General features: G+C 53.2%; 17 protein-coding genes. 12 read left to right on the forward strand and 5 right to left on the reverse strand.

The genetic code is table 11. From position 1 onward, the window contains the following. The first annotated feature begins 2 nt into the window (after positions 1 to 2). The 3 genes from K0I31_RS09770 (at position 3) to K0I31_RS09780 (ending at position 6,328) form a co-directional block, all read left to right on the forward strand. Positions 3 to 1,268, forward strand: coding sequence for a sugar MFS transporter (locus tag K0I31_RS09770; protein WP_220080675.1), 1,266 nt, complete (start codon positions 3 to 5; stop codon positions 1,266 to 1,268). Positions 1,269 to 1,435: 167 nt separating this feature from the next. Then, positions 1,436 to 2,656 (forward strand): RsmB/NOP family class I SAM-dependent RNA methyltransferase, encoded by a 1,221-nt coding sequence (locus tag K0I31_RS09775; RefSeq protein WP_220080676.1) that lies wholly within the window; start codon positions 1,436 to 1,438, stop codon positions 2,654 to 2,656. 240 nt (positions 2,657 to 2,896) lie between these two features. Beyond that, positions 2,897 to 6,328 carry a DEAD/DEAH box helicase gene (locus tag K0I31_RS09780; RefSeq protein ID WP_220080677.1) on the forward strand — a complete coding sequence of 1,144 codons (3,432 nt, stop codon included), beginning with the start codon at positions 2,897 to 2,899 and terminating at the stop codon, positions 6,326 to 6,328. Between the two features lie 57 nt (positions 6,329 to 6,385). Here the strand turns inward: K0I31_RS09780 and K0I31_RS09785 are convergent, their stop codons facing one another. Continuing rightward, positions 6,386 to 6,805: a secondary thiamine-phosphate synthase enzyme YjbQ gene (locus tag K0I31_RS09785; RefSeq protein WP_011865691.1), complete on the reverse strand. Its 420-nt coding sequence runs from the start codon at positions 6,803 to 6,805 to the stop codon at positions 6,386 to 6,388. 310 nt (positions 6,806 to 7,115) lie between these two features. Here K0I31_RS09785 and K0I31_RS09790 point away from each other — a divergent pair, with 310 nt between their 5' ends. The 5 genes from K0I31_RS09790 to K0I31_RS09810 all read left to right on the forward strand — a co-directional run bounded on the left by K0I31_RS09790 (position 7,116) and on the right by K0I31_RS09810 (position 12,629). Continuing rightward, positions 7,116 to 9,101, forward strand: coding sequence for a VRR-NUC domain-containing protein (locus K0I31_RS09790; RefSeq protein WP_220080678.1), 1,986 nt, complete (start codon positions 7,116 to 7,118; stop codon positions 9,099 to 9,101). Positions 9,102 to 9,320: 219 nt separating this feature from the next. Next, positions 9,321 to 9,893 carry a TlpA disulfide reductase family protein gene (locus K0I31_RS09795; protein ID WP_258406617.1) on the forward strand — a complete coding sequence of 191 codons (573 nt, stop codon included), beginning with the start codon at positions 9,321 to 9,323 and terminating at the stop codon, positions 9,891 to 9,893. Further along, positions 9,883 to 10,101, forward strand: coding sequence for a DUF4266 domain-containing protein (locus K0I31_RS09800; protein WP_220080679.1), 219 nt, complete (start codon positions 9,883 to 9,885; stop codon positions 10,099 to 10,101). Before K0I31_RS09795 ends, K0I31_RS09800 begins: the two co-directional genes overlap by 11 nt. A gap of 144 nt (positions 10,102 to 10,245) precedes the next feature. Further along, positions 10,246 to 11,583 carry a DUF3570 domain-containing protein gene (locus tag K0I31_RS09805; RefSeq protein WP_258406642.1) on the forward strand — a complete coding sequence of 446 codons (1,338 nt, stop codon included), beginning with the start codon at positions 10,246 to 10,248 and terminating at the stop codon, positions 11,581 to 11,583. Continuing rightward, complete coding sequence (locus K0I31_RS09810; RefSeq protein ID WP_220080680.1) at positions 11,580 to 12,629, forward strand: FAD:protein FMN transferase; 1,050 nt, start codon at positions 11,580 to 11,582, stop codon at positions 12,627 to 12,629. The genes K0I31_RS09805 and K0I31_RS09810 overlap by 4 nt, the downstream gene beginning before the upstream one ends. Positions 12,630 to 14,063: 1,434 nt before the next feature. Here K0I31_RS09810 and asnS read toward each other — a convergent pair. Further along, the gene (gene asnS, locus K0I31_RS09815; RefSeq protein ID WP_011865698.1) at positions 14,064 to 15,464 is read right to left on the reverse strand and encodes an asparagine--tRNA ligase; all 1,401 of its coding nucleotides are present in this window, start codon (positions 15,462 to 15,464) and stop codon (positions 14,064 to 14,066) included. Between the two features lie 246 nt (positions 15,465 to 15,710). On the opposite strand from asnS, the gene K0I31_RS09820 reads away from it, so the two are divergent. Beyond that, positions 15,711 to 16,046 carry a hypothetical protein gene (locus tag K0I31_RS09820; protein WP_011865699.1) on the forward strand — a complete coding sequence of 112 codons (336 nt, stop codon included), beginning with the start codon at positions 15,711 to 15,713 and terminating at the stop codon, positions 16,044 to 16,046. A 145-nt stretch (positions 16,047 to 16,191) separates the two neighbouring features. Here the strand turns inward: K0I31_RS09820 and K0I31_RS09825 are convergent, their stop codons facing one another. After that, positions 16,192 to 16,773 carry a CoA pyrophosphatase gene (locus K0I31_RS09825; RefSeq protein ID WP_220080681.1) on the reverse strand — a complete coding sequence of 194 codons (582 nt, stop codon included), beginning with the start codon at positions 16,771 to 16,773 and terminating at the stop codon, positions 16,192 to 16,194. Positions 16,774 to 16,790: 17 nt separating this feature from the next. Next, entirely contained in the window at positions 16,791 to 18,224 is a 1,434-nt protein-coding gene (gene pabB / locus K0I31_RS09830) for an aminodeoxychorismate synthase component I (RefSeq protein WP_220080682.1), read from the reverse strand. A gap of 127 nt (positions 18,225 to 18,351) precedes the next feature. Here pabB and K0I31_RS09835 point away from each other — a divergent pair, with 127 nt between their 5' ends. Beyond that, entirely contained in the window at positions 18,352 to 19,875 is a 1,524-nt protein-coding gene (locus K0I31_RS09835; protein WP_011865702.1) for a fumarate hydratase, read from the forward strand. A 176-nt stretch (positions 19,876 to 20,051) separates the two neighbouring features. Then, complete coding sequence (locus tag K0I31_RS09840) at positions 20,052 to 22,097, forward strand: dipeptidyl-peptidase 5 (protein WP_220080683.1); 2,046 nt, start codon at positions 20,052 to 20,054, stop codon at positions 22,095 to 22,097. Positions 22,098 to 22,277: 180 nt separating this feature from the next. Here the strand turns inward: K0I31_RS09840 and K0I31_RS09845 are convergent, their stop codons facing one another. Then, on the reverse strand, positions 22,278 to 22,691 hold the full coding sequence (locus K0I31_RS09845; RefSeq protein ID WP_220080684.1) for a GNAT family N-acetyltransferase: 414 nt from the start codon (positions 22,689 to 22,691) through the stop codon (positions 22,278 to 22,280). A gap of 280 nt (positions 22,692 to 22,971) precedes the next feature. Between K0I31_RS09845 and K0I31_RS09850 the strand changes: the two genes are divergently transcribed. After that, positions 22,972 to 23,400: a GFA family protein gene (locus K0I31_RS09850; protein ID WP_220080685.1), complete on the forward strand. Its 429-nt coding sequence runs from the start codon at positions 22,972 to 22,974 to the stop codon at positions 23,398 to 23,400. Positions 23,401 to 23,420 lie beyond the last annotated feature (20 nt).

Raw genomic sequence — 23,420 nt, forward strand, 5'->3', positions numbered from 1 at the left:
CCATGGCAATGATGCAACAAAGTAGCACGGCTACCGGGGTTGGCGGTGAGCAGGAGAACTATCGTTTCGCGCTAGTCTCCCTGACCTCGCTATTTTTCATGTGGGGCTTTATCACCTGTCTGAACGACATCTTGATCCCCCATCTCAAGGCAGCGTTTTCGCTCAACTACGCCGAGGCGATGCTGATCCAGTTCTGCTTCTTCGGCGCCTACTTCCTGGTCTCTATGCCGGCCGGTAAGCTGGTTAAGGCCCTCGGCTATCAGAAAGGGATAGTGACAGGTCTGCTGATCGCGGCACTGGGCTGTGCACTCTTTTATCCTGCGGCGGCGCTGGCCACCTACGGACTCTTCCTCGGCGCCTTGTTCGTGTTGGCCTCAGGGATCACTATTTTGCAGGTGGCGGCGAACCCCTATGTGAATGCATTGGGTAGCGTAGAGACCGCCTCTAGCCGTCTTAACCTGACTCAGGCTTTCAACGCCCTGGGTACTACGGTTGCGCCATATTTTGGCGCCGTGTTGATCCTCTCAGTCGCCGTTGAAGCTAGCGAGACCCTGACTCAGGCACAGGCCGAGGCGGAAGTGGTTAAACTGCCTTATCTTATTTTGGCCACTGCATTAGGCGTCCTGGCGCTGGTATTTGCCAAACTGGATCTGCCGCAGATTAAAGAGCATTGTCAGAGCGGCGAGCAGGGTGAGGTGGTGCATAATGGCAAGACCAGCGCGCTGCAATCACTGCACCTGGTGCTCGGCGCCGTGGGGATCTTCGTCTACGTGGGAGCTGAAGTGTCTATCGGCAGCTTCCTGGTTAACTTCCTGGCCCAGGATGACATTGCCGGACTAAGTGAGGCCAGCGCCGCGAGTTACATCACCTATTACTGGGGCGGCGCCATGGTAGGGCGTTTCATAGGTAGTGCCGTGATGCAGAAGATACCTGCCGGTACTGTGCTCGGTTTCAACGCCTTAATGGCGGCACTACTGGTCGCGCTGGCGATGACCAGCACAGGCACTGTCGCTATGTGGGCGATTCTGGCGGTTGGCCTGTTCAACTCCATCATGTTCCCAACCATCTTCAGCTTGGCGCTGCGGGATCTCGGCCCTCACACCTCACAAGGTTCGGGCGTACTCTGCTTGGCCATCGTCGGCGGCGCGATTTTACCTCTGCTGCAGGGGGTACTGGCGGATAACATAGGTATTCAGCATGCTTTCTTCCTGCCGATCATCTGTTACCTGTTCATTATGTTCTATGGTGTGAAGGGGTCTAAGCTCTAAGGGCTATGCTCTAAGGCTTGGGTCATTAAACCTATAATTCAGAGGCAAGCAGCAATGCTTGCCTTTTTTAACGCCATAATGGCCGCTAGCGCTTGCCTATTAGGGGCTTAACTCCTATGATCGCCAGCGATTTTTATTATCTAGGCTCTGCTACTTTAGGCTCAACTATGTTAAATGCGTCGCTATCTCCAAGTTCAACCGAATTAGTTATCAATGTGCTGGCCATGGTGCTCGAAGAGGGCAAACCGCTGGACAGAGCCTATTCACATCACTTCTCTGGACTCAAATTAGCGCCGTCGGAGCAGGCACGCATCACCTATGTCACCGGTGATCTGCTGCGCCGCCTCAACTTCTACTGCTATTTGGCGGATATCTCAACCGATGAGATTGCCCGTATGGGTTCACGCCTGCTCAATGCCTGGCACATGGCGAACGAGCTGCCTATCCCTAAGTTGCAGTACACCTTGGCGATCGAAGAAGATGATTTTAATCAGCGCCTGGCAGCGGCCAAGCAGCAAGCGGCACTGTTCGATGGTTGTCCCGAATGGCTCGATACCTTGGGGCAGGAGCAGTTAGGCGAGGATTGGGCCAAGGAGCGCGCCGCGCTGGCACAGGCGCCTAAGCGTTACCTGCGCGTTAACCCGCTTAAGACAAATAGCGAAGATCTAACCAAGCGTCTTGCCAAGGAAGGGGTCGAGACCCGTGAGGTGCCAGGCGTGCCAAGCGCGCTCGAGGTGATCTCTGATGCGGCGCTGTTTCGTACCGAGTGCTTCAAGCAGGGGCTATTTGAGCAGCAAGACGCCGGTTCTCAGCACGTGGCCGCCGCTGTGGGCGCTGAGCCAGGCATGCGAGTGATCGATGCCTGCGCCGGTGCCGGCGGTAAGACACTGGCCATCGCCGCACAGATGCAGGGCAAGGGTCGTTTGCTGGCCATGGATGTGGAGCAGTGGAAACTGGATAACCTCAAACAGCGTGCTCGCCGCGCCGGTGCCCACAATGTCGAGACCCGTATCATCGCCAGTAGCAAGACCATTAAGCGCCTTAAGCTGAGTGCCGACCGGGTGCTTCTGGACGTGCCTTGTTCTGGCCTTGGGGTTCTCAAGCGTAATCCCGATGCAAAGTGGCGCGATACGCCGGATCGCCTGCCTGTACTGGTCGAGCTGCAAAAGGAGATCCTGCAGAGCTACAGCCGTATGGTGAAGGTCGATGGCATCTTGATCTACGCCACTTGCTCTATCATGCCTCAGGAGAATCGCCTGCAGGTTGATGCCTTCCTGGCCGCCAACCCACACTTTAGTTTTATCGACGATGAAACCGTGAGCGTGGCCGATACCGGCTTCGATGGCTTCTATCTGGCGCGTATGAAGCGTACCGCCGAGTCTGCCTAATCCTTTCTCGAGAACGTAATTTTTTGATCTCAGTCACAGGTGTCGGTTTAGGGCGTGGGTAACTGCGCAGTAAGCCGACACTTGACCTTAGTAGGCTACAACAAGCCTGATAAATAGTGATATCATCTCTCCTTTCATTTGCTGATCTTGGTCTATCTGCCTTTTTCTCGGACGATGTTATTACAAACGGCTGTACAAGAGTTTTCACATCAAGAAAGGTTTTCCGCGCTGCAAGCGTTATTGGGCGGTCGGTTGCTGGAGTGTCAGCGCCAGGCCCATATCATCCGCGGCGTCTTTGCCGGTGAGCCTAAAATAACCTGCCAGGTCTCCCTTAACGATCAGGGTAAGATAAGCGGTCGCTGCGACTGTGGTCAGCCTCGTTGCGCCCATCAGGCGGCGTTAGTGATCGAGCAGGCGGCGCTTCGTGCCCTCGATGAGCAGGGGCGCTCCAGACGTTCAGATACCGCCATTCGCCTGTTTAGAAGCGATCTTAAGGAGCGTTTCGATCCTTTCCCCACCATGGCGCGCCACCGCATCCTCTATCTGTTAGTGCCGAGCGAGGCAGGCTTGCAGCTCAAGGTATTAAAAGGCTATCTGAATAAGAATGGCCGCTACCAGCTCAAGGGCCCGTTAGGATTCGAGCTGCTGCAGAGCCAGCCTGTGCCCAAGTATGTCAGTCAGACTGATCTCAAGTTGCTGCACACGCTTAGGGCGTTGGCCGATGACTTTAGCAGTCACAATAGCGCTGACTTTAGCAGTCAAAATAACGATGAACTCAGCAATGCTCTTGGCAGCAGCACGGAAGGCAGTAGTAGCGTTAGCGAAAGCAGCAGTAACTTCAACGCCGAAAGAAGCAGTGAAAAGAAAGGCCAAGCCAAGCTACCCGATTATTTAACCTCTGTGGCCTCGAGCCTGGAGGTTCAAACGGCGCAGCAAGATCTGTCACCGGCCGAAGCATCGAGTGAGCAGGCGATCATTATCGATCTCGATTGCGCCTTTGCCAAAACCAATAGCGATACAGATAACTCCAATGACAGTTCGGCGCAGCTTGGCAGCGATTTTTATCGCCTGCTGTTTGCCAGCGGTCGCTGTTTCTTTGGCAAGGTGGCGGGGGAGCCGGTGCGGCTTTCTACCCACTATGATGAAGACTACCTAGATGAAAGCTTCATGCTGCCCCTTTGCCCCGGTGTCTGGCTCGATACCTGCTCAGGCACAGGGATCATCGATAAACGCCGTGACGTGCGGGTGAATCAAACTCTGTTAGAAGGCGTGGATCTCGACGGCGACTGGCTGCCAAGGCTAGAGATCGCCCGCGAGAGCCTAGATCAAAACTGGCTTGAACCCCTGCTGGCGCCAATCGACGTGGCCAAATTTTCCATGGTTCACCGCGGCCAGCGTTATGACTTCGAGTCGCTCAGTTATCTTGGTGCGGGCCATAAGGCCTTCATGGCGCAATTTGCCAAGTGTCAGCTGCTGCTCAATCCCTTGCCGCTACTCACCAGTCAATTCGAGCCGGCCGTGACTGAATCACTCGGCGAGGGCCTGCGTCTGGTACCGGGTGAGGCGAGTGAGCATGTGGTTCTGCTGCGCACGCTCTCCCTCAAGGGCTGGCAGGTTGAACTGGTGGCCAAGCAACGTTTCGTTCAAGTGGCGGCCAATGCCTGGTATGGCGAGGTGAACAGCGCCGACAAGGATTGGTTCGAGCTCAGCCTTGGGGTCGAGGTGGAAGGAAAGCGGGTTAACCTCCTGCCATTGCTGGTCAACCTCATTCGTCAAGGCAAGCTCAGCCGGGATTTCAATCAGGTGACGAGCGCCGATCAATCTGACGCAAAAGGTAGTGCGGATCAACCGCAGGAGGTGGCACTTGAGCTGGAATCTGGCGCCATCCTAACCCTGCCGGCGGCGCGTATCCAGCGCATACTCACGGTGCTCGACGAGCTATTTGCGCAGCAGCCGCTTAACGATCAGGAAAAGCTGGTGCTGGCACGCCATCACCTCGGGCGCATTCCGCTGCTCGATGATGCCTTGAGTCAATCTGAGCAGGCGCTGACCTGGTCGGGTGAAGCCAAGCTGAGGCAACATGCAAAGGCGCTCGGCCGTTATCTTAATGAGCAACAGAGCAGGCGCGCAGATAAGCAGGGAACCACAGACTTTGTCGTACCCGATGGGCTTAACGCCGAGCTGCGTCCCTATCAGGTAGAGGGTGTCGCCTGGCTACAATTTATCAAACGACATGGCTTCGGCGCCATACTGGCCGATGACATGGGGCTGGGTAAGACGCTGCAGACCCTGTGTAGCATCCTCTTGGATAAACAGGCCGGGGTGACTAAGGCGCCCGTGTTGGTTATCGCGCCAACCAGTTTGCTCAGCAACTGGCAGCGGGAGATCGCCCAGTTTACGCCTAGCCTGACTAGTTTCGTCTGGAGCGGCCGCGCCCGCCATGATAACGAGCAGGCGCTGACGGATGTCGATGTGCTGATCACCAGCTATGGGATCCTGGCCCAAGACGCCGAGCGGCTGACCAAGCTCAATTGGCATCAGGTGATCCTGGATGAGGCCCAGACCATCAAGAACAGTCGCAGCCGTATCACTAAGCTGGTGAACCGGCTGCAGACCCAGCATCGTCTCTGTCTGACGGGGACGCCGATGGAGAATCACCTCGGTGAACTCTGGTCGCTGTTTCATTTTCTGATGCCGGGCTTTCTCGGCACGGCCACTCAGTTTCAACGTCAGTTTAAACAGCCGATAGAGAAAGATCATTGCGATGCCAGTCGTCAGCGGCTGGCTCAGCGCCTGGCCCCTTTCATGCTAAGGCGCACCAAGCGTCAGGTGGCGACCGAGCTGCCGACCAAGACGGTGATCAATACCCTGATCGAGCTCAGCCAGAGCCAGTCGGATCTCTACGAGACCATACGTCTCACCGTGGCCGAGCAGGTGCAGTTGGCCCTGAGACAAACCGGCGCCAAGGCCAACCGCCTGATGATCAGCAATGCGCTGCTTAAGCTACGTCAGGTGTGTTGTCATCCGGCAATGCTCAATCTGGCTCAGGCAGGCGAGCGCGCGCATCTTGCTGAGGCAAGCTCTGGCGGTAAAACAAGCCTAATGAATGCGGCCTACGATGGTGGCCAGGATGAGCTTAACGTCGAGTCCTCTAAGCTAGCCTGGTTAGAGAACAAGTTGCCGAACATGATAGAAGATGGTCGCAACATTCTGATCTTCTCCTCCTTTACCAGCATGCTGGATCTGATCGCCGAGCAATTGGATCGCCAGCAGATAGGCTATGAGATGCTTACCGGGCGAAGCCGTCATCGCGATCGCATCATAGAGCGTTTTCGTCGCGGCGAGGTCAATGTGTTTCTCATCAGCCTCAAGGCTGGTGGATCTGGTCTCAACCTGACCGAGGCGGATGTGGTGATTCATGTGGATCCTTGGTGGAATCCCGCGGCCGAGGAGCAGGCCAGTGACAGGGCCTATCGCATCGGCCAGGATAAGCCGGTATTCGTCTATAAGCTTATCTGTCAGAACACGGTCGAGGAGCGCATTCAGCAGCTGCAGCAGAGTAAGCAGGCACTGGCCCAAAGCATGTATCAGACCGAGAGTCTCACGGCCGCCGAGATGGACAGAGATGATTGGCTGGCCCTATTGCAGCCCATTACTGAGCAGCCAACCTAAACACAACCAAGGACTGAGCAGCCAATCACCGAACCGCCATGTACAGATGGGTAGGGGCTATTCGCCCTGAATGGTGAGTATTAAGGTGCGGCCACTGGCGCGGTTGCGGGCCTCACACAGGTAGACCCCTTGCCAGGTACCCAGATTAAACTCGCCGTCGGTGATCGGCAGGGTAAGCTCGCAGCCCAGCAGGGATGATTTAAGGTGCGCCGGCATGTCGTCATCACCCTCATAGGTATGGGTGTAGTAGGGCTCATTCTCCGGCACCAGACGGTTAAAGAAGCGCTCGAAGTCCTCCCGCACGCTGGGGTCGGCATTCTCGTTGAGGGTGAGTCCCGCCGAGGTATGCTGTAACAGGAGATGGGCGAGACCTATCTTAATCTCGCTAAGCTGGGGAGCGGCGCGATAGATCTCTTCGGTGATCAGATGATAACCGCGTTGTCTCGGGGCTAGATTTATCTCGACTTGAATCCACATGATCAATTTTCCTACGCTATTTTTTATCGCCAAATTGCGGCACTTTTTGTTATTTTGCTAAGAGTGCTTCAACTTCTCATGCTTGTAAATAGGCTTTTAAGTAAGCGAGTAAATTGGCTTGTAGAGGCTGTTATAAAAGGAATCACCACTAAGAGTATAATCGCTGCTTAGGGGATGATGAATTGACCAAAACGAGCGACCAAGGCGAGCGTTCAAGACAGAGCGACCAAGACCGCGCGAACACGATATAGAGACCTGAACCTCAATGACGCAGCGAGAGAACGAAAAGCCAGTAGGGGTTAAAAACCCAGTGCGGATAAGTGGAGAAGCGTCACGGCCGGCTAAGGTGCTGCCGACCTATTACTACCTCAGCAATTTTCAGATAATGCTTGAGGGCGTCGCTCGCCGCTATGGCGATCTCCTCGATGAGGTTGAGCTTGGCTTCATCGATACTTTCTCAGCCTTGACCCCTGATGCCCAGTGTCTGCTGGTTAGGCTTATCTCCCGCAAGGGCCCCTGGTTCTGTGAGGCTCAGCTCAATTACAGTGAGATCGAAGGGATCCCTGGGGCCATCTCCGAGCTTTGTGAGCACAGTCTTATCTGCTATGAACAGCCAGATACGACCTGGCTGCTGCACAAGAGCACTAAGACGGAGCTGATCCAGGCCTTAGTTGAGACAAGACAAGCCTTGGTGGAGACAAGCCAAGCCTTGATTGAGACAAATGAGGCATCGGCGCGGGAAGGGGCGTTGTCTGAGATAGCGAGCCTCCACGCCTATCAAACACGGGCGGATATCAAGCGGTTAAAGAAGAGTGAGCTTGTTGGGTATGCTCAAGAGACAGGCTTGTTACCGCATCTGCTAGGGCGTTTGGCACCAAAACAGCATTGGTTCTGCCTTAGCCCTCAGGCTGTCTATCGCCGCTTCGAATTACTCTATTTCGAGCGCATGAGTCAGTCCTTGAGTCAGTTTATCTTGGCCGATCTTGGTATTCATAATTTTGAAGCCTACTCGACCAGCATCGCCAGTCGCAGCTTCAATACGCGAGTCGAGATAGAAGGCTTGTATACGTTGTCTTGTCTATACCAAGAGTTTGAAGAGGGTGGTCTGAGCGGCAAGCCCAGTGACATTGGTATCGAAAAATTTGATTCATTTTGTCAAAGACTCACCGAGCTGCCTGATTTCGCCAAAGAGGCTGGGAATGAAAAGCTGAACCGCATGACCCAGGGGCTCTGGCTAATGGCGGCGCGCCAATTGGAGCGCTTAGGCCACTTTGAGCGCGCCTTAGCCCTGTATGGAAACACAGAGAGACCGCCGAGCCGGGAGCGCCGGGCTCGCTGCCTGAATAAGCTTGGCCGTGATGATGAGGCGTTAGAATTAGTAGAGCTGATGCTAGCGGAACCTTTGGAGGAGAGTGAGCGTCTGGTCGCCAGGCGTTTGCAGAAAAGCCTGCATCGCAGCCTAGGACGCGCGGCGCCAAAGCCTTGGCAAGGGGAGTTTGATACCTTTAATCTTGAGTGTCAGCGCACAGCGAATGATAAGAGCCTTGAAGGCGAAGAGTTAAACGCCGAGCGCGTCGAGCAATGCGCCGCCAGGCACTTGAGCACTATGCAGGGTGAGCCGCTGCGGCTTTGTGTCGAGGTAGAAAATCGCCTCTTCTGTAGCCTGTTTGGCCTGGCCTTCTGGGACATCATCTTCGCCGATGTTGGCGGCGCCTTCGCTAATCCCTATCAGAGCAGGCCGAGCGACATGTATCAGAGTGAGTTCTACCCAAGGCGCAAACAAGCGATAGCGTCGAGACTCACTGCATTAGCCTCGGGTGACACCCAGATGATCATGGAGCATTTTTATCAAAAACGCGGCATCACCAACGACTGGGTACACTGGCCCCTGTTTGAGGAGCTAAGCCTAGATCTGCTAGGGCTTAATCTGCTCAAGCTCCATCTTACGAATAGTCGAGAAAACGTTGAGATTCCGCTTCTCCTGCAACTGGCACTACAGGCATTCAGCGGCGCCTTTCTTGCGAAACTATTTCGACAGATGCTGTTCGATCTGCGTTATTACCGCGCTGGCTTTCCCGATCTTATCTGTTTTCATCTAACTGCCGAATATCTTGCAACCGAACGTCTAGCAACCGATGACGGGGCAACGAGCTTAGCGCATAACAGAGTCACAGCCGAGCTTATCGAGGTGAAGGGCCCGGGAGATGCCCTAAGAGATAATCAGACAATCTGGCTGGACTGGTTTAACCGAAGCGGCGTTAAGGCCAGCGTCTGCTATCTCTCTTGGCTCGACTAACATTGAGCAGCCTTGACTAAAAAAGGGTGTTCGCTCAGGCGTTTTCACAACGCATACTCTTTCTTGCGAAGTGGTATAACTATATCTTTCGCTGTCCTAATACCATGATTTTTTGCTAACCTCGTTAATAAGATAGGAAACTTTTGTTAGTAAAGTTCGCCTGGTACAAGCTTTAAAGAAAGCTATAAAAGAAAGTGGTTAACCAGCTGTGAAGGGACAATGATGTCACGAGAACAGAAGATGCAAGGCGTTCTGCCGTCGGTAGAGGGGAGAACGAGATCCCCCATGATAGTCAGGCTTCTTTGGCTGTCGATGGCAATGCTCGTTAGCTTGTCTATGGTGCTGCCGAGTCACGCTGCGCCGCGCTTGGATTTGAGCGCCAAGACACAAAGCGGCGAGCTGGTGTCACTTGAGGCCTATAAGGGCAAGGTGGTCTACGTGGATTTCTGGGCCTCCTGGTGCGCACCCTGTCGTGACTCCTTTCCCTGGATGGAGCTGATGCATCAACGCTATGGCGATAAGGGGCTGGCGATCGTGGCGATCAATCTCGATGAAGAGAGTGAGATGGCCGGGCCATTTCTGGCCGACTTCAACACCAGTTTCGATATCCTCTACGATCCCAAGGGGGAGGTGGCCGGTCACTTTAATCTGCAGGGGATGCCCAGCAGTTATCTGTTTGATGCCGAGGGAAATCTGGTTAGCGAGCATCTGGGCTTCTTCAAGTCCAAGCAAGTTGCCGTCGAGCAGGAGATCCAATCTTTGTTGAAGAAGAGGTCTGCCGATGCGAACTGATTTAACGCTGCTGCTCATATTGATAGCCTTGCTGTCTGGCTGCGCCAATCTGGGCGTAAAGCCCTGGGAGCGAGGGCAGTTTGCCCGGGAGGATATGCAGCTAGAGGCCGATGAGATGGATATGGCGATAGAAGATCACATCTATTTTAGTAAGGAGGGCGCCAGCGGTGGCCGCACTCTTGCCGGCGGTGGCTGCGGTTGTAACTAGGTTGTTTTAAGAGATAACAGGGAAAAGGAAGATCGCTTGAGCGACATGAATGACAGGCCGACACCAAATCAACTCGGTACATTAGAAAGCGCTTTGCTAAAAAGTGGATCGCTAAAAAGTGCCTCGCTAGAAGGCGAGTCTGTGATGGCATCTCTGCTGATGGCCAGCAGCCTGTTTCTCGGTGTCGGCGCGGCACTGACCAGTGACAATGCGCTTGCAGGCGAACAAGCCGCCGAGACGCGCGATAATACCGCTGAGCAAGAGGAACATGCGAGCGATCCGCTCGCCGGCGCGACCATAGATGCGGCCCTGGTCTACTATCAGGAGCAGGACAGGGTCACGGCGGCAGAAGGGATCATCAACTATCGTCAGGCACTGGATGACGCCAATATTATTCGCGGCAAGATAGCACTGGACGCCCTAACTGGTGCCTCGGCTAATGGCGCCGTGATCCAGGCAAACCCTCAAAGCTTTACCCGGCCTTCGGGTACCGGTGTCTATCAGGCGAGAGCCGGAGAACTGCCGCTGGATGACACCTTCAAAGACACCCGCTTGCAGCTGAGCGCCAACTGGCAGCATCTCTTCTCTGCCAAGTGGCAGGCCAGTCTCGGTGGGTACCTCTCGCGCGAATATGATTACACCTCACTTGGTGTCAATGCAGGGCTCGAGCACTCCTTCAATCAGAGCAATACCCAGGTGTTTGCCGGCGCGGCCTACTATTTTGATATCGTCAATCCTGTGGGCGGGCGGCCCGTGGGGATGAGCGAGATGGTGTTTCGTAATGACTTTGCCAGCGAGGCCGAGTTTAGGCAGGCATTCGATGCCACCCGTTTCTATGACAGCGCACTCAAGCGCACCTTAGATCTCAATGTGGGCATCACCCAAACCCTGAATCGTCGCTGGCAGGCTCAGCTAAGTTATGGCCTCTCCAGTGTGAATGGCTACCTTAATGACGCCTACAAGGTGGTTAGCCGGGTCGATAGTAGAGGGCAGGCGCTTGGTTACCACTATGAGCAGCGCCCCGACGAGCGGCTGAAACATAACCTTTATCTCATGACCAAGGGCGCCTTAGAGAGCGGCACGCTGACCTTTTCCTATCGCTACAGTAATGATGACTGGTCGCTGCAGGCCCATACCTTTGATGCCCGTTATCGTTACAACCTCAGCGGCGCCGCCTATTGGCAATGGCAGTTTAGAGTTTATTTGCAGGATGCGGCAGAGTTTTATCACCTCTATCTCACCGAGGGTCAGCCCTTGCCCGAGTTCGCCTCGGCGGATCATCGTCTGGGTCAGATGCAGACCTATACGATAGGCGTCAAATATGGCCAGAAGTTAGAGCAGGGGATGCTGGCCAGTTTGCGCCTGGCCTACTATCAGCAGCGCTCGCAAAACCCGGGTGTCGAGTTGCCGGGTGAGCTCGCCAGTTTCAATCAGTTCCCGCGCCTCGATGCCATAGTGCTTCAATTTGGAATGCGATTTTGATCTCAACAGGTGAAGGTCTAAACCTGTCGCCGCTCGTTGATCTGGGCGATCAACAGGCGTTTGCCTCAGTTGAAAGCGAACATGCTTTCGCCGATAGCCAATATGGACACAAAAACCTTAAGGGTCTCAAAGGCGAGTTCATGGCCATGGCCAGTCGCTGTGAGTTCTTGGCGCGTCCTAAGCAAGCAGGTAGCAAGGCGCAAGGTAACAAGGCTCAAGGTGACAAGGTTCAAGCTGACAGGACTGGCCAAGAGCGAATAACTCAGGCCTTTGAGCGCGCCATGGCCGAGGTTAAGCGCATCGAGGCTAAGTACAACCGTTTTAGCGAGAACAGCGTATTAACTCAGATCAATCGCGGCGCCGGAGACTGGCAAGCGATCGACGATGAAACCCAGGGGCTACTCAAGTTTGCCGAGCATTGTTACCGATTAAGCCAAGGCTGTTTTGATGTGACCGCAGAGCCCGTATTGGCCCTCTGGCCATTCGGCATTGGGGAGAGTGCAACTCCGCCGAGTAACAGCCAGATAGAGGCGGCGCTTATATGTGTCGGCTTCGAGCGGCTGATTATCGAGGATCTGCGCTTCTTTCTACCCGATGGCATGGGGATCGATCTCGGCGGGATCGCCAAGGAGTATGCCGCCGACAAAGCCATAGAGGTTCTGCGTCATGAGCTGCCAGAATATGATCTCTTAGTGAACCTCGGCGGCGATATGATTGCCTCCCCAGGTTGCGAGCAGCCCTGGCAGATAGGCATTGAAGATCCCCGCAAGCTAGATACCCCGGCACGTGTGGTGACGCTTAAATCTGGCGCGCTAGCCACCAGCGGACACTCCCGGCGTTATCTACTGCACCAAGGTAAACGCTATGGCCACATCATAGACCCCAGCACTGGGTACCCCATCAAAGGCGCGCCGCTATCGGTGAGTGTGTTTGCCCCTCAGTGCGTGGTCGCTGGTATGCTGGCGACTCTGGGCATGTTACAGGGGGAGGAGGCAGAGACCTTCCTTGCCAGTCAGGGGGCCGTGCACCATATCATCCGTGGCTAGTCTTTTATGATGAGCTTGTCATGACTAACTTTTCATGACTAGTTTTTCACGATCAACGTTTAGGTATTTAAGTCGCGGGAGCGAGTCAATAGTCATGCTCGCTTTGACTTTTCTGGTGCTCGTTTATCCGGCAGGATTGTGCTAGAGTGTTAATAAATCAATGACTTTAGTTTAGTAAGTCATCAATAATAGGTTTATTAAATATGCATGCGTGTTTTTCCAAGTTGAGGCGCTTTCGTACTAGTAAAATGTTAGTTGCATAAGGTATCGAACCATATGGGCTTAAAATGAACAGATGCAGAAAATGTGGCCTGCCAACTACAACTGGTGATTGTTGTAAGTTTTCTACTAAAGATGAAGAGTTCAAGACAGAAATAAAATCATAAATAATATGAATTGGCAGCGGACCAAGCATTGGAAATTGGATTAGCCAGCTTTATCTGGAGAAGATTTATCAACGCCAAAATAAGTGAGCAACAGGCGTGGAAGGAGAAGCAAAACGCAATAGCAAGCATGGCGTCTAATTACGAGAATAAGTACAAGCCAATCATAGAAGAAAAAGATAGAGAAATTGTTTACCTCCAAAATTTGGTTAAACGGTAGCAGGGTATGCTCCAGGAAAGTAAAGAAGCTGATAAGCAATCAAACGGCTCTTCTATTGTTTGTAGCGGTTGTGGTTCTACCACAGGTTGTTATTGTCGGTAAGCAACTAACAAGTCGCTTAACTTCGCGCCTTCGGCGCCGGAGGCAGCGAATCAGCTCCGGTTATTGAGGCGTTAGGCGTCTCTGAAGCCGATGGAAGTTTAAAGTAAAGATCCGTCCCTAAAACAGGACCGTAAGTATGTCAAAAGTAGTTCTATCTCTCACTCTAGTTTTGGCAATACTAGAGTCAAGTGCTTTCGCTGCGTGGACAAAGCCCGCCGAGAAGACATTAGCTGTAAAGTGTATTCTCAATGATGGAAATGAAGTGTCGTTTGAGTCCGAGAAGGATGGAAAATCAGTACTCTTCCCACCTTTGTTCCAAGAGGCTGAAGTAGAGCTGAGCAATCAACTCTACCGCAGTGACGGCTTCGTCATATCTGGGAGCGGAAGTTCTGCTGGTTATAATCATTTGTTCAATTTATATGTGTCGAATAAAAAGGCGAGTAGTTATTTTATCTACGCGAGAACAAACCCTATGGGGGAGTTAAACCGAGCGCTTACTGCGGAGGTTGATTGTATCACGACTTACAAATTTAAGTGATCATGCAACTGCCTAACAATGCGGCTCACTAACTCGTCGCTTCGCTCCTCTGGGACAAAAGGCACAGCGAGGCAAGCGGCTAGCCTTTGCCCACGGCGTTAGTCCATAGAAATTGCTATCTGAAACCTGCGCCCATAAAAAACGCCCCGTAGGGCGTTTTTTTGCAGAACTTGCTAAGAACTTAGCCGGCTTTAGAAGTTTGCAGACTTAGGCGCGCGTGGGAATGGGATCACGTCGCGGATGTTCGATACGCCGGTCACGTAAGAGACCAGACGCTCGAAGCCCAGACCGAAGCCTGAGTGTGGCACTGTGCCGTAGCGGCGCAGGTCACGATACCACCAGTAATCTTCCTTGCTTAGACCCATCTCGTCCAGACGGGTATCTAGCACGTCCAGACGCTCTTCACGCTGGGCACCACCGATGATCTCACCGATGCCAGGAGCCAGTACGTCCATGGCCGCAACCGTCTTGCCATCTTCGTTAAGACGCATGTAGAAGGCTTTGATATCTTTTGGATAGTTCTTCACGACCACAGGTGCCTTGAAGTGCTCTTCTGCCAGGTAGCGCTCATGCTCAGATTGCAGATCGATACCCCACTCGACATCGAACTCGAACTTCTTGCCGCAAGATTTTAGGATCTCGATGGCGTCTGTGTAGTCAACTTGGGCGAAATCGCTGTTAACGAAGCTTTCTAGACGTTCGATGACTGTCTTGTCGACACGTTGGGCGAAGAATTCGAGATCGTCACGGCGCTCGTTAAGCACGGCGCGGAAACAGTACTTCAGCATGCGCTCTGCCAGACCGGCAACATCGTTCAGATCGGCGAAGGCCACTTCCGGCTCAACCATCCAGAATTCTGCCAGGTGACGGCTGGTGTTTGAGTTTTCGGCGCGGAAGGTTGGGCCGAAGGTATAGATCTTAGACAGCGCACAGGCATAGGTCTCGCCGTTCAGCTGACCCGATACCGTCAGGAAAGATTCCTTACCGAAGAAGTCTTCGCTGAAATCGACCTTGCCATCGTCGGTGCGTGGCAGGTTTTCCAGATCCAGAGTCGAGACGCGGAACATCTCACCGGCACCTTCACAGTCAGAAGCGGTGATCAGCGGGGTAGATACCCAGATGAAACCTTCTTCGTTGTAGAAGTTGTGGATCGCGTGAGACAGACAGTTACGCACACGGGCCACGGCGCCAATGATGTTGGTGCGTGGACGCAGGTGAGCCAGTTCGCGCAGATGCTCGATAGAGTGACGCTTGGCCGCCATAGGATAGGTATCAGGATCTTCAACCCAACCCGTAACCTCAACCTTAGTCACCTGCATCTCAAACGCCTGGCCTTTACCTGGGCTCTCTACCAGTTCACCCGTCATCACGACTGAGCAACCGGCCGTGAGGCGTAAGATTTCGTCGTTATAATTGTCTAAGCTATTTGGCACAACGCCCTGAATGGGATCAAAACAGGAACCATCATATACGGCAAGAAAAGAGATGCCGGCCTTGGAATCTCGGCGAGTTCTTACCCAACCGCGTACGGTAACTTGCGAACCAACCGCAAAATCACCCTTAAATACAGAAGCGACAGATGCAATGCTCATTGTTGCTTAGTTCTCCAACGAAACGTTTTATTAAAAATTTTGGAGGTTTATATTACCTTGCTGGTGGCTTTTCTCAAGGGAAAAACAGCAGATAGATTGGCCTAAAGGCAAATAAAATGGGCATTTCAGCCAAGGCAGGCGTAAGCGCCGTGAAAAAGCGGCCTTAATCTGCTGTTTATCCGTGAATGGTGTTAGGCTGGAAAGCTTGTTATGCTTAAAATATGGCCAGTTAATTCAGTGGGCTAAATGAAAAAAGTCAAAATTTTCCAGATTTTTTTAGGCACCTTGTCGATCTTAGGTTGGTCCTTGGCCGTGTACGCATTACTGCTATTTGGTGAGGCCAGACCGGATCGCGCCGTGGGCTACTTTCTCAGTAAAGGGGCCAGCGTGCGCCTTACCTGGGATCCCACCATTACCCTGAGGCTGGAGTATGTGATCTGGAGCTGCGCCGCCATCAGTTTGATCAACCTGGCCTTTAATTTCTATGTGGCCCACCACAGCCGCATGGGCTACTGGTTTAATATTCCACTGCTCTTGTTAACCTCTACTGCGGCAGGTCTTTATCTTAAGTTTTTTGTCTAGTTCTTCGTCTAGGGCTTCAGCACATTTATTTTCGCTGTATTCACTATTTGCTGGCGCAAGTACGCCAAGAGGCTTTCGTAGCGTGGGCTAGCTGGGGCTTAGCTCTTATTTGGAGTGGGCTTAGCCATTTTTGTAACGATCGGGTTTAGAGCGGTTGTTCATTGCCTATCTGGCGGCAGAGTCTGTCTATCATGGCGGCAGTGGCGCCCCAGATAAAATAGTCGCCGTAGGGAATGAAGTAGACGGGGTAATTCACGCCGCGGCGGGAAAACTGCTTCTGAATGCGATTGGCAGGATTTAACAGGAAACTTAGGGGCACGCTGAACAGCTCATCCACCTCGCCGGGATCGAGCACAGGCTCAAAAGCTTCTCTTACCACACCTATGATGGGCGCGATGGCAAAGCCGGTGAAGGTGTTGAACATGGGGTATTGGCCCAGCACCTCGACATTGTCTCGCGGTAGGGCGATCTCCTCAAACGCCTCACGCAGGGCGGTGTCGGCGTAACTGGCGTCACTCTCTTCAACCTTGCCGCCGGGAAAGCTTATCTGCCCCGGATGGGCCCTGAGGTGAGTGGGCCTGCGAGTGAGCAGTAGTTCCAGCTCGCCACTAGCTTCCATCAGGGGAACGAGCACGGCGGCCTGTCGCAATGTGCGATGGATCTGCGGCCCTGTGTCTGTGGGCAGTTGGTGCAGAGCGTAGCGCCGTTTAAACTCGTCCAGTGTCATATTTGCCTAATTACTTGTCAGTGACTCAGTATGGGGAGGATCTTACTCACCTTATCATAACTCTCCTGATATTCGGCATCGACCTGTGAGTCGGCCACTATGCCGCCACCCGCCCAGCAGTAGAGACGTGGTGGCTCGGCCACCAAGGTACGTATGGTGATGCTGGTGTCCATCTGCCTGTCTTGGCTGATATAGCCGATGGAGCCACAGTAGAGGCTGCGGCGCGATGGCTCCAGCTCTTCGATGATCTCCATGGCGCGGATCTTAGGAGCGCCCGTAATGGAGCCACCGGGAAAAGCGGCTCTTAATAGATCGCAGGGGCTGTTGGGGGTAGCCAGCTTGGCAGTCACTGTGCTCACCAGATGGTGCACCGCCGGGAAGCTCTCGATGGCAAACAGATGGGGCACCCGCACGCTGCCGGGGCTTGCCACCTTGCCGATATCGTTTCGCAGCAGATCCACGATCATCAGGTTTTCGGCGCGATCTTTCTCCGATGCCGCCAGGGCTTGGGCGGCGGCCTTATCGGCTGCTGCATCAATGGATCGCGCCATGGTGCCCTTGATCGGCTTGGTCTCTATGGCATCGCCCTTAAGCTTGATGAAGCGCTCCGGCGAGATGGAAAGAATGGCGTGTTGTTCGAGACGGATAAAGGCAGAGAAGGGCGCCTTGTTGCTAGCTCTGAGTTTCAGGTAGGCCTGCCACTCATCTCCACGAAACTCGGCCTCGAAGCGCTGTGTCAGGTTGATCTGATAGCAATCGCCGCTGTGTAGATAATCCTGCACCCGATCAAACTTGTCTCTGTATTCATCCTTAGTGATCTGTGGCTGCCAGTCGCGGCTCAGGGCAAACTTCTCACCATTGGCTGCTTTGCTTGACCGCGAATCTAGTCTCGCCTCTAAGTCTGCTAGACGTTCTTTAAGCGCCGTTTCACCTCGATAGTGCACCAGAGACCATGTCTGACTCTGGTAGCAAAACAGCAGCGCCCAGTCATAGAGGCCGACATTCATCTCGGGAAGCGCGATATCCTTGGCCGCGGTGGCGGGGAGCTTCTCGATGCGTCTGCCCAGATCATAACTAAAGGTGCCCAGTGCGCCGCCGCTGAAGGGCAGCTCACAGGCATGCTGTATTGGGAAGTAGTCGGCTACTGCCGCTTGCAATATCGAAAATGGATCGTCCTGGCTAGTATCATCACTGTTTTTAGGGTTGTTTTTCCCAGTAGCGGTCGCCGCAGTTGGACGCAGATGCTTGGTTTGGGTCACGCCATCCTGGCTGGTGATGGTGGCCAGAGGATTGAAGCTGATGATGTCGTACTGGGCGTCAATGTGGTCGGCGCCGGCAGAGTCCAGCAGTATGGCCCAGGGCAGGTGAGCGAAGCAGTCAAATACCTCAATGGTGGAGAGTTGCCAGTCTAACTTTTGCACTGCAACGCCTTGAGTCGACGAAAAATCCATCGATAACCCTTATCTAAAATGTGATGTTCCCCTAAAAGTCGCGAAAGAGTATCATATTGTGAACGGATTCAAAAAAAATACGCGACCCTGCAAAAGGGCGGTGAATAACCAAAACGTGAGTAAGGAAATGTCTGTGACTATAGAACAGCCCATCATCAAGCAAGCGGACCTCATCGAGAGTGTCGCCGACGCACTACAATATATCTCCTATTACCACCCTAAAGATTTCGTTGATGCCATGGCCGAGGCCTATGAGCGTGAAGAGAGTGCGGCGGCAAAAGATGCTATCGCGCAGATCTTGATCAACTCTCGTATGTCCGCCGAAGGCAAGCGCCCGCTGTGTCAAGATACAGGTATCGTGACCTGTTTCGTTAAGATCGGTATGGGCGTCAAGTGGGACAAGACAGACATGACGGTGCAGCAGATGGTGGATGAAGGGGTAAGACGCGCCTACACAAACCCAGATAACCCGCTGCGCGCCTCTATCGTTGCCGATCCTGCCGGTGGCCGTAAGAACACTAAAGACAACACGCCATCTGTGGTACACGTCGAGATGGTGCCAGGTAACCATGTTGAGGTCGCCATCGCCGCTAAGGGCGGTGGATCGGAAAACAAGTCTAAGATGGTGATGCTTAACCCATCGGACGATATCGCCGAGTGGGTCGAGAAGACACTACCAACTATGGGCGCCGGCTGGTGTCCTCCAGGCATGCTGGGCATAGGTATCGGTGGCACCGCCGAGAAGGCGGCCGTGATGGCCAAGGAAGCCCTGATGGATCCTGTCGACATCCATGAGCTGCAAGCCAAGGGCGCCGAAACCGCCGAAGAGAAGCTGCGTCTAGATATCTTCGAGCGCGCTAACAAGCTAGGCATAGGTGCCCAGGGCCTTGGCGGTCTGACTACCGTGCTAGATATCAAGATCAAATCGGCGCCAACCCACGCGGCCTCTAAGCCTGTGGTGATGATCCCTAACTGCGCCGCGACCCGCCACGTGCACTTCCACCTAGATGGTTCAGGCCCAGCCGAGCTGGAGACGCCTAAGCTGGAAGATTGGCCAGAGATCACCCGCGAAGCGGGCGAGGGCGTACGCCGCGTGGATCTTAATACTGTTACCCAAGCTGACATCGAGCAGTGGAAGAGTGGTGACGTGCTGCTGCTAAACGGTAAGATGTTGACCGGTCGTGACGCGGCGCACAAGCGCATTCAAACCCTTATCGAGAGCGGTGAAGGTCTGCCAGAAGGCGTTGATTTCACCGGTAAGTTTATCTACTACGTTGGCCCGGTCGATCCTGTGGGTGACGAAGTGGTTGGCCCTGCGGGTCCAACGACGGCGACCCGTATGGATAAGTTCACCGACCTGATGCTGGATAAGACAGGTCTGATGGGCATGATAGGTAAGGCTGAGCGTGGCCCGGCCACTGTCGAGTCTATTAAGAAGCACAAGGCGGTTTACCTGATGGCCGTCGGCGGCGCCGCCTATCTGGTGTCTAAGGCGATCAAGAAGTCACGCGTAGTGGCCTTCGAAGACCTAGGTATGGAAGCCATCTACGAGTTCGACGTGACCGATATGCCGGTGACCGTTGCCGTAGACAGCGAAGGGGTCAATGCTCACGAAACTGGCCCTGCCACCTGGCGTGTCAAACTTGCCTAATCCAGAGTAAAGCAAGAAGAAGTGGGTGGGTTTTAGGTGAGTCAGACGACTTGCTTAACCCCCCATTTTTGTTTAGTGTCTGTTGCGTATTTTGGCGACACTTTTTGGCTTTAGGCGCCTTTTCTTAGCATTAAGCATTGTCGCCTTGCCGTTCAACCATAAAGATGACTATAACAATGAAAAAAACTGCAATCATACTTGCCTTGGCGACAGCCGGTCTGGTGTCTGGCGCTCACGCCGCAGCACCAGAGCCTTTCAAGGTACAACATCTCGTTAAAATGAATAAGCTGCATTCCAGTGCACTGTCTAATGACGGCACTAAAATCGTGTATGCAGTTAAAAAATTTGATGATAAGGGTGATGCGCAATCTGACCTTTATCTTCAGTCGCTGACCGATGGCAAGGTAAAACGCCTGACCTCGGCCAAAGGCACTGAGCATAGCGTTGCCTTTAGCGCAGACGATAAGAAGATCTACTTCCTGGCGGCGCGCGATGGCAGCTCACAACTGTATGAGCTGGCACTCGATGGCGGCGAAGCGGTTAAGATCTCTAATCTGCCGCTGGACGTTGAAGGCTTTAAGCTGTCTCAAGATGGCGCTCAGGTCGTGATGAACATGCGTGTCTACCCTGAGTGTGACACCTTGAAGTGCACCGCCGACAAGCGAGAGCAAGAAGCCGAGCGTAAATCTACCGGCCGCGAATACAAGCAGCTGATGGTGCGCCACTGGGATACCTGGGGCGACCACAGCCGCAGCCACCTGTTTGTGGCAAAACTAGACGGCAAGATGATCGACACTGTCGTGGATGTGACTAAAGGCCTGGACACCGAAACCCCACCACTGCCATTTTCTGGCATGGAAGAGGTGACCTTTACCCCAGACGGTAAGTATGTGGTCTACAGCGCCAAGGCGCCGAGCAAGTCACAGGCTTGGGAAACCAACTACGACCTGTGGCAGGTCTCAGTGCTGGGCGGTGAGGCGAAAAACCTGACCGACAGCAACAAGGCGTGGGACGCCCAGCCAACCTTCTCGGCCGATGGCCGTTACCTGGCGTATCTTGCCATGAGCAAGCCTGGCTTCGAGGCGGATCGTTACCGCGTCATGCTGCGTGACACTGTGACTGGCCAAGAGAAAGAAGTGGCGCCGCTGTGGGATCGCAGCCCAAGCTCGCTGACCTTCGGCGCAGATAACCGCACACTTTACGTGACGGCGCAGGATCTGGGCCAGGTGAGCATCTTCGAGGTTAACACTCAATTTGGTGACGTGAAGACGCTACACAACGACGGCAGCAACAGCATCTTGGGTGTGACCGGCGATAAGATCGTCTTCAACCACAAGAGTCTGGTTGAGCCGGGCGATCTCTATACCATGTCTCTCGACGGTCAGAATGTAAATCGCCTGACCGAGGTGAACAAAGACAACCTGGCCAAGATCAAGTTTGGCGAGTTTGAACAGTTCAGCTTCAAGGGCTGGAACAACGAAGAGGTCTATGGTTACTGGATCAAGCCTGCTAACTACAAGCAAGGTAAGAAGTATCCCGTTGCCTTCCTGGTACACGGTGGCCCACAAGGCTCATTCGGTAACTCATTCAGCAGCCGCTGGAACGCTCAACTTTGGGCAGGTGCCGGTTACGGTGTGGTGATGATCGATTTCCACGGTTCTACCGGTTATGGTCAGGCCTTCACCGACTCTATCTCTAAGGATTGGGGCGGCAAGCCGCTAGAAGATCTGCAGAAGGGTCTGGCTGCGGTTACCGCTCAGCAGAAGTGGCTAGATGGCGATCGCGCCTGCGCCCTGGGTGGCTCATACGGTGGCTACATGATGAACTGGATCCAAGGTAACTGGAACGACGGCTTCAAGTGTCTGGTTAACCACGCGGGTCTGTTCGACATGCGCTCTATGTACTATGTGACCGAAGAGCTGTGGTTCCCTGAGTATGAGTTCGGTGGCACCTACCAGGACAACAAGGAACTGTTCGAGAAGTTTAACCCGGTTAACTATGTCGATAACTGGCAGACGCCTATGCTGGTTATCCATGGTGAGAAAGACTTCCGTGTGCCTTACGGACAGGGCCTAGCGGCGTTTAGCTTCATGCAGCGCAAAGGGATCCCATCTGAGCTGCTTGTCTACCCAGATGAAAACCACTGGATCCTTAACCCAGACAACCTGGAGCAATGGTACGCCAACGTGCTGGGCTGGATGGACCGCTGGACCAAGAAATAAGCCGAGTTTAAGACTCGTAAGATGCGGGTGATAATTTAGTCACCCGATCATAGAAAATAAAAAGCCAGAACTGAGTTCTGGCTTTTTTGTGTGAGCTGATAGGGCTTACTGTTGTCTAGTTCACATGCGCTTTTAATGATAAACGGGCAGGGTGAGCAATCGTTTGCCTACATCGCGCCCTCATTCGACAAATTTGCACATACCTAGTCCGAGAGGTTCCCCGGTTCTGGGGCTGTAGCCAAATCGAGAATAAAATGCTTCCTTACCGCAGGCGGCCAACAGCCCAATGGTGGCGCCGGGCAGGGCGTTGTCTGCAAGAAAACTCTCTATCTCCTTCATAATTGATCTGCCTACACCTTGGTTTTGATACTCGGGTGAGATCACTATGTCTTGCAGATAAAAATACATAGCGCCGTCGCCCACAATACGGCCGTAACCCACAAGCTTCGAATCGATATGGGCGCAAACGTGAAAAATCGAGTTATTCAGGCTTTGTTGAACCAGTCCAGGCTTGGGGGTCGTCCAGCCAACTGCAGTTCGCAAAGTCATGAACTCTTCGAGATCAGGTGCTTGGTTGCTTATTCTCACTTCCATCTTTCTCCTTGTGGTGTTTCCTCATCTTGCTAAAGATTTATCTCGTTGATTCATTTTATGATATTTTGTCAAACGCATTTGTAATGGGTATTTAATAGACTTAGCCCCACGGCAACCAATAGCCAGTGAACATCCTATTTTCAAAGGCTGACGCGTATGATGCTGATATATGCATCCTCTGGGAGTCGAATCGCTTTTGCGCGTTCCATTCGAAGAATCATAACAGTGGGCCTGCAGATTTCTTTTAATAGTACACCTAGTGTCAGGAGAGTCAGTCAAGATGAAAGGTAAATGTCTGTGTGGAGGTGTCGAATTTTATATAAGCGGACCTCTTCCTCATTTCTATCAGTGTCATTGTTCTTTATGTCGAAAGTTGTCTGCTTCCTCGTCAGATACCGCCACATTTCTTAATAAAGCGCAATTTACATGGATTAAAGGTGAGTCCCTTGTTAATTCATACATCACTGAAACCGGTTATCGTTCCGATTTCTGTAGCAAGTGTGGCAGTACAGTCCCTCACCTGATGAGTAATAAAAAGCAGTATTGGATCCCAGCCGGTTTACTCGATGATGCGAAAGATAGCCGTGTCGTCGCGCATCTGTTTGTTGAGTCTAAAGCCCATTGGGACATTATCGGTGACAGCGGAGCACAATTTGAAGAGATGCCCGATATGGAAACCCTTAATAACGCTTTGCAAAGATCAAATTGACGATCAATTTCGGCTCGTCA

Source organism: Shewanella spartinae (assembly GCF_019457555.1).
In the GTDB taxonomy this organism is placed as follows: domain Bacteria; phylum Pseudomonadota; class Gammaproteobacteria; order Enterobacterales; family Shewanellaceae; genus Shewanella; species Shewanella loihica.

Coding starts and splice junctions, on each gene's coding strand:
- K0I31_RS09850 (WP_220080685.1), top strand. CDS start 22,972: ATGAAAGGTAAATGTCTGTGTGGAGGTGTCGAATTTTATATAAGCGGA.
- K0I31_RS09820 (WP_011865699.1), top strand. CDS start 15,711: ATGAAAAAAGTCAAAATTTTCCAGATTTTTTTAGGCACCTTGTCGATC.
- K0I31_RS09825 (WP_220080681.1), bottom strand. CDS start 16,773: ATGACACTGGACGAGTTTAAACGGCGCTACGCTCTGCACCAACTGCCC.
- asnS (WP_011865698.1), bottom strand. CDS start 15,464: ATGAGCATTGCATCTGTCGCTTCTGTATTTAAGGGTGATTTTGCGGTT.
- K0I31_RS09845 (WP_220080684.1), bottom strand. CDS start 22,691: ATGGAAGTGAGAATAAGCAACCAAGCACCTGATCTCGAAGAGTTCATG.
- K0I31_RS09800 (WP_220080679.1), top strand. CDS start 9,883: ATGCGAACTGATTTAACGCTGCTGCTCATATTGATAGCCTTGCTGTCT.
- K0I31_RS09840 (WP_220080683.1), top strand. CDS start 20,052: ATGAAAAAAACTGCAATCATACTTGCCTTGGCGACAGCCGGTCTGGTG.
- pabB (WP_220080682.1), bottom strand. CDS start 18,224: ATGGATTTTTCGTCGACTCAAGGCGTTGCAGTGCAAAAGTTAGACTGG.
- K0I31_RS09775 (WP_220080676.1), top strand. CDS start 1,436: ATGTTAAATGCGTCGCTATCTCCAAGTTCAACCGAATTAGTTATCAAT.
- K0I31_RS09785 (WP_011865691.1), bottom strand. CDS start 6,805: ATGTGGATTCAAGTCGAGATAAATCTAGCCCCGAGACAACGCGGTTAT.
- K0I31_RS09835 (WP_011865702.1), top strand. CDS start 18,352: ATGTCTGTGACTATAGAACAGCCCATCATCAAGCAAGCGGACCTCATC.
- K0I31_RS09770 (WP_220080675.1), top strand. CDS start 3: ATGGCAATGATGCAACAAAGTAGCACGGCTACCGGGGTTGGCGGTGAG.
- K0I31_RS09805 (WP_258406642.1), top strand. CDS start 10,246: ATGGCATCTCTGCTGATGGCCAGCAGCCTGTTTCTCGGTGTCGGCGCG.
- K0I31_RS09795 (WP_258406617.1), top strand. CDS start 9,321: ATGATGTCACGAGAACAGAAGATGCAAGGCGTTCTGCCGTCGGTAGAG.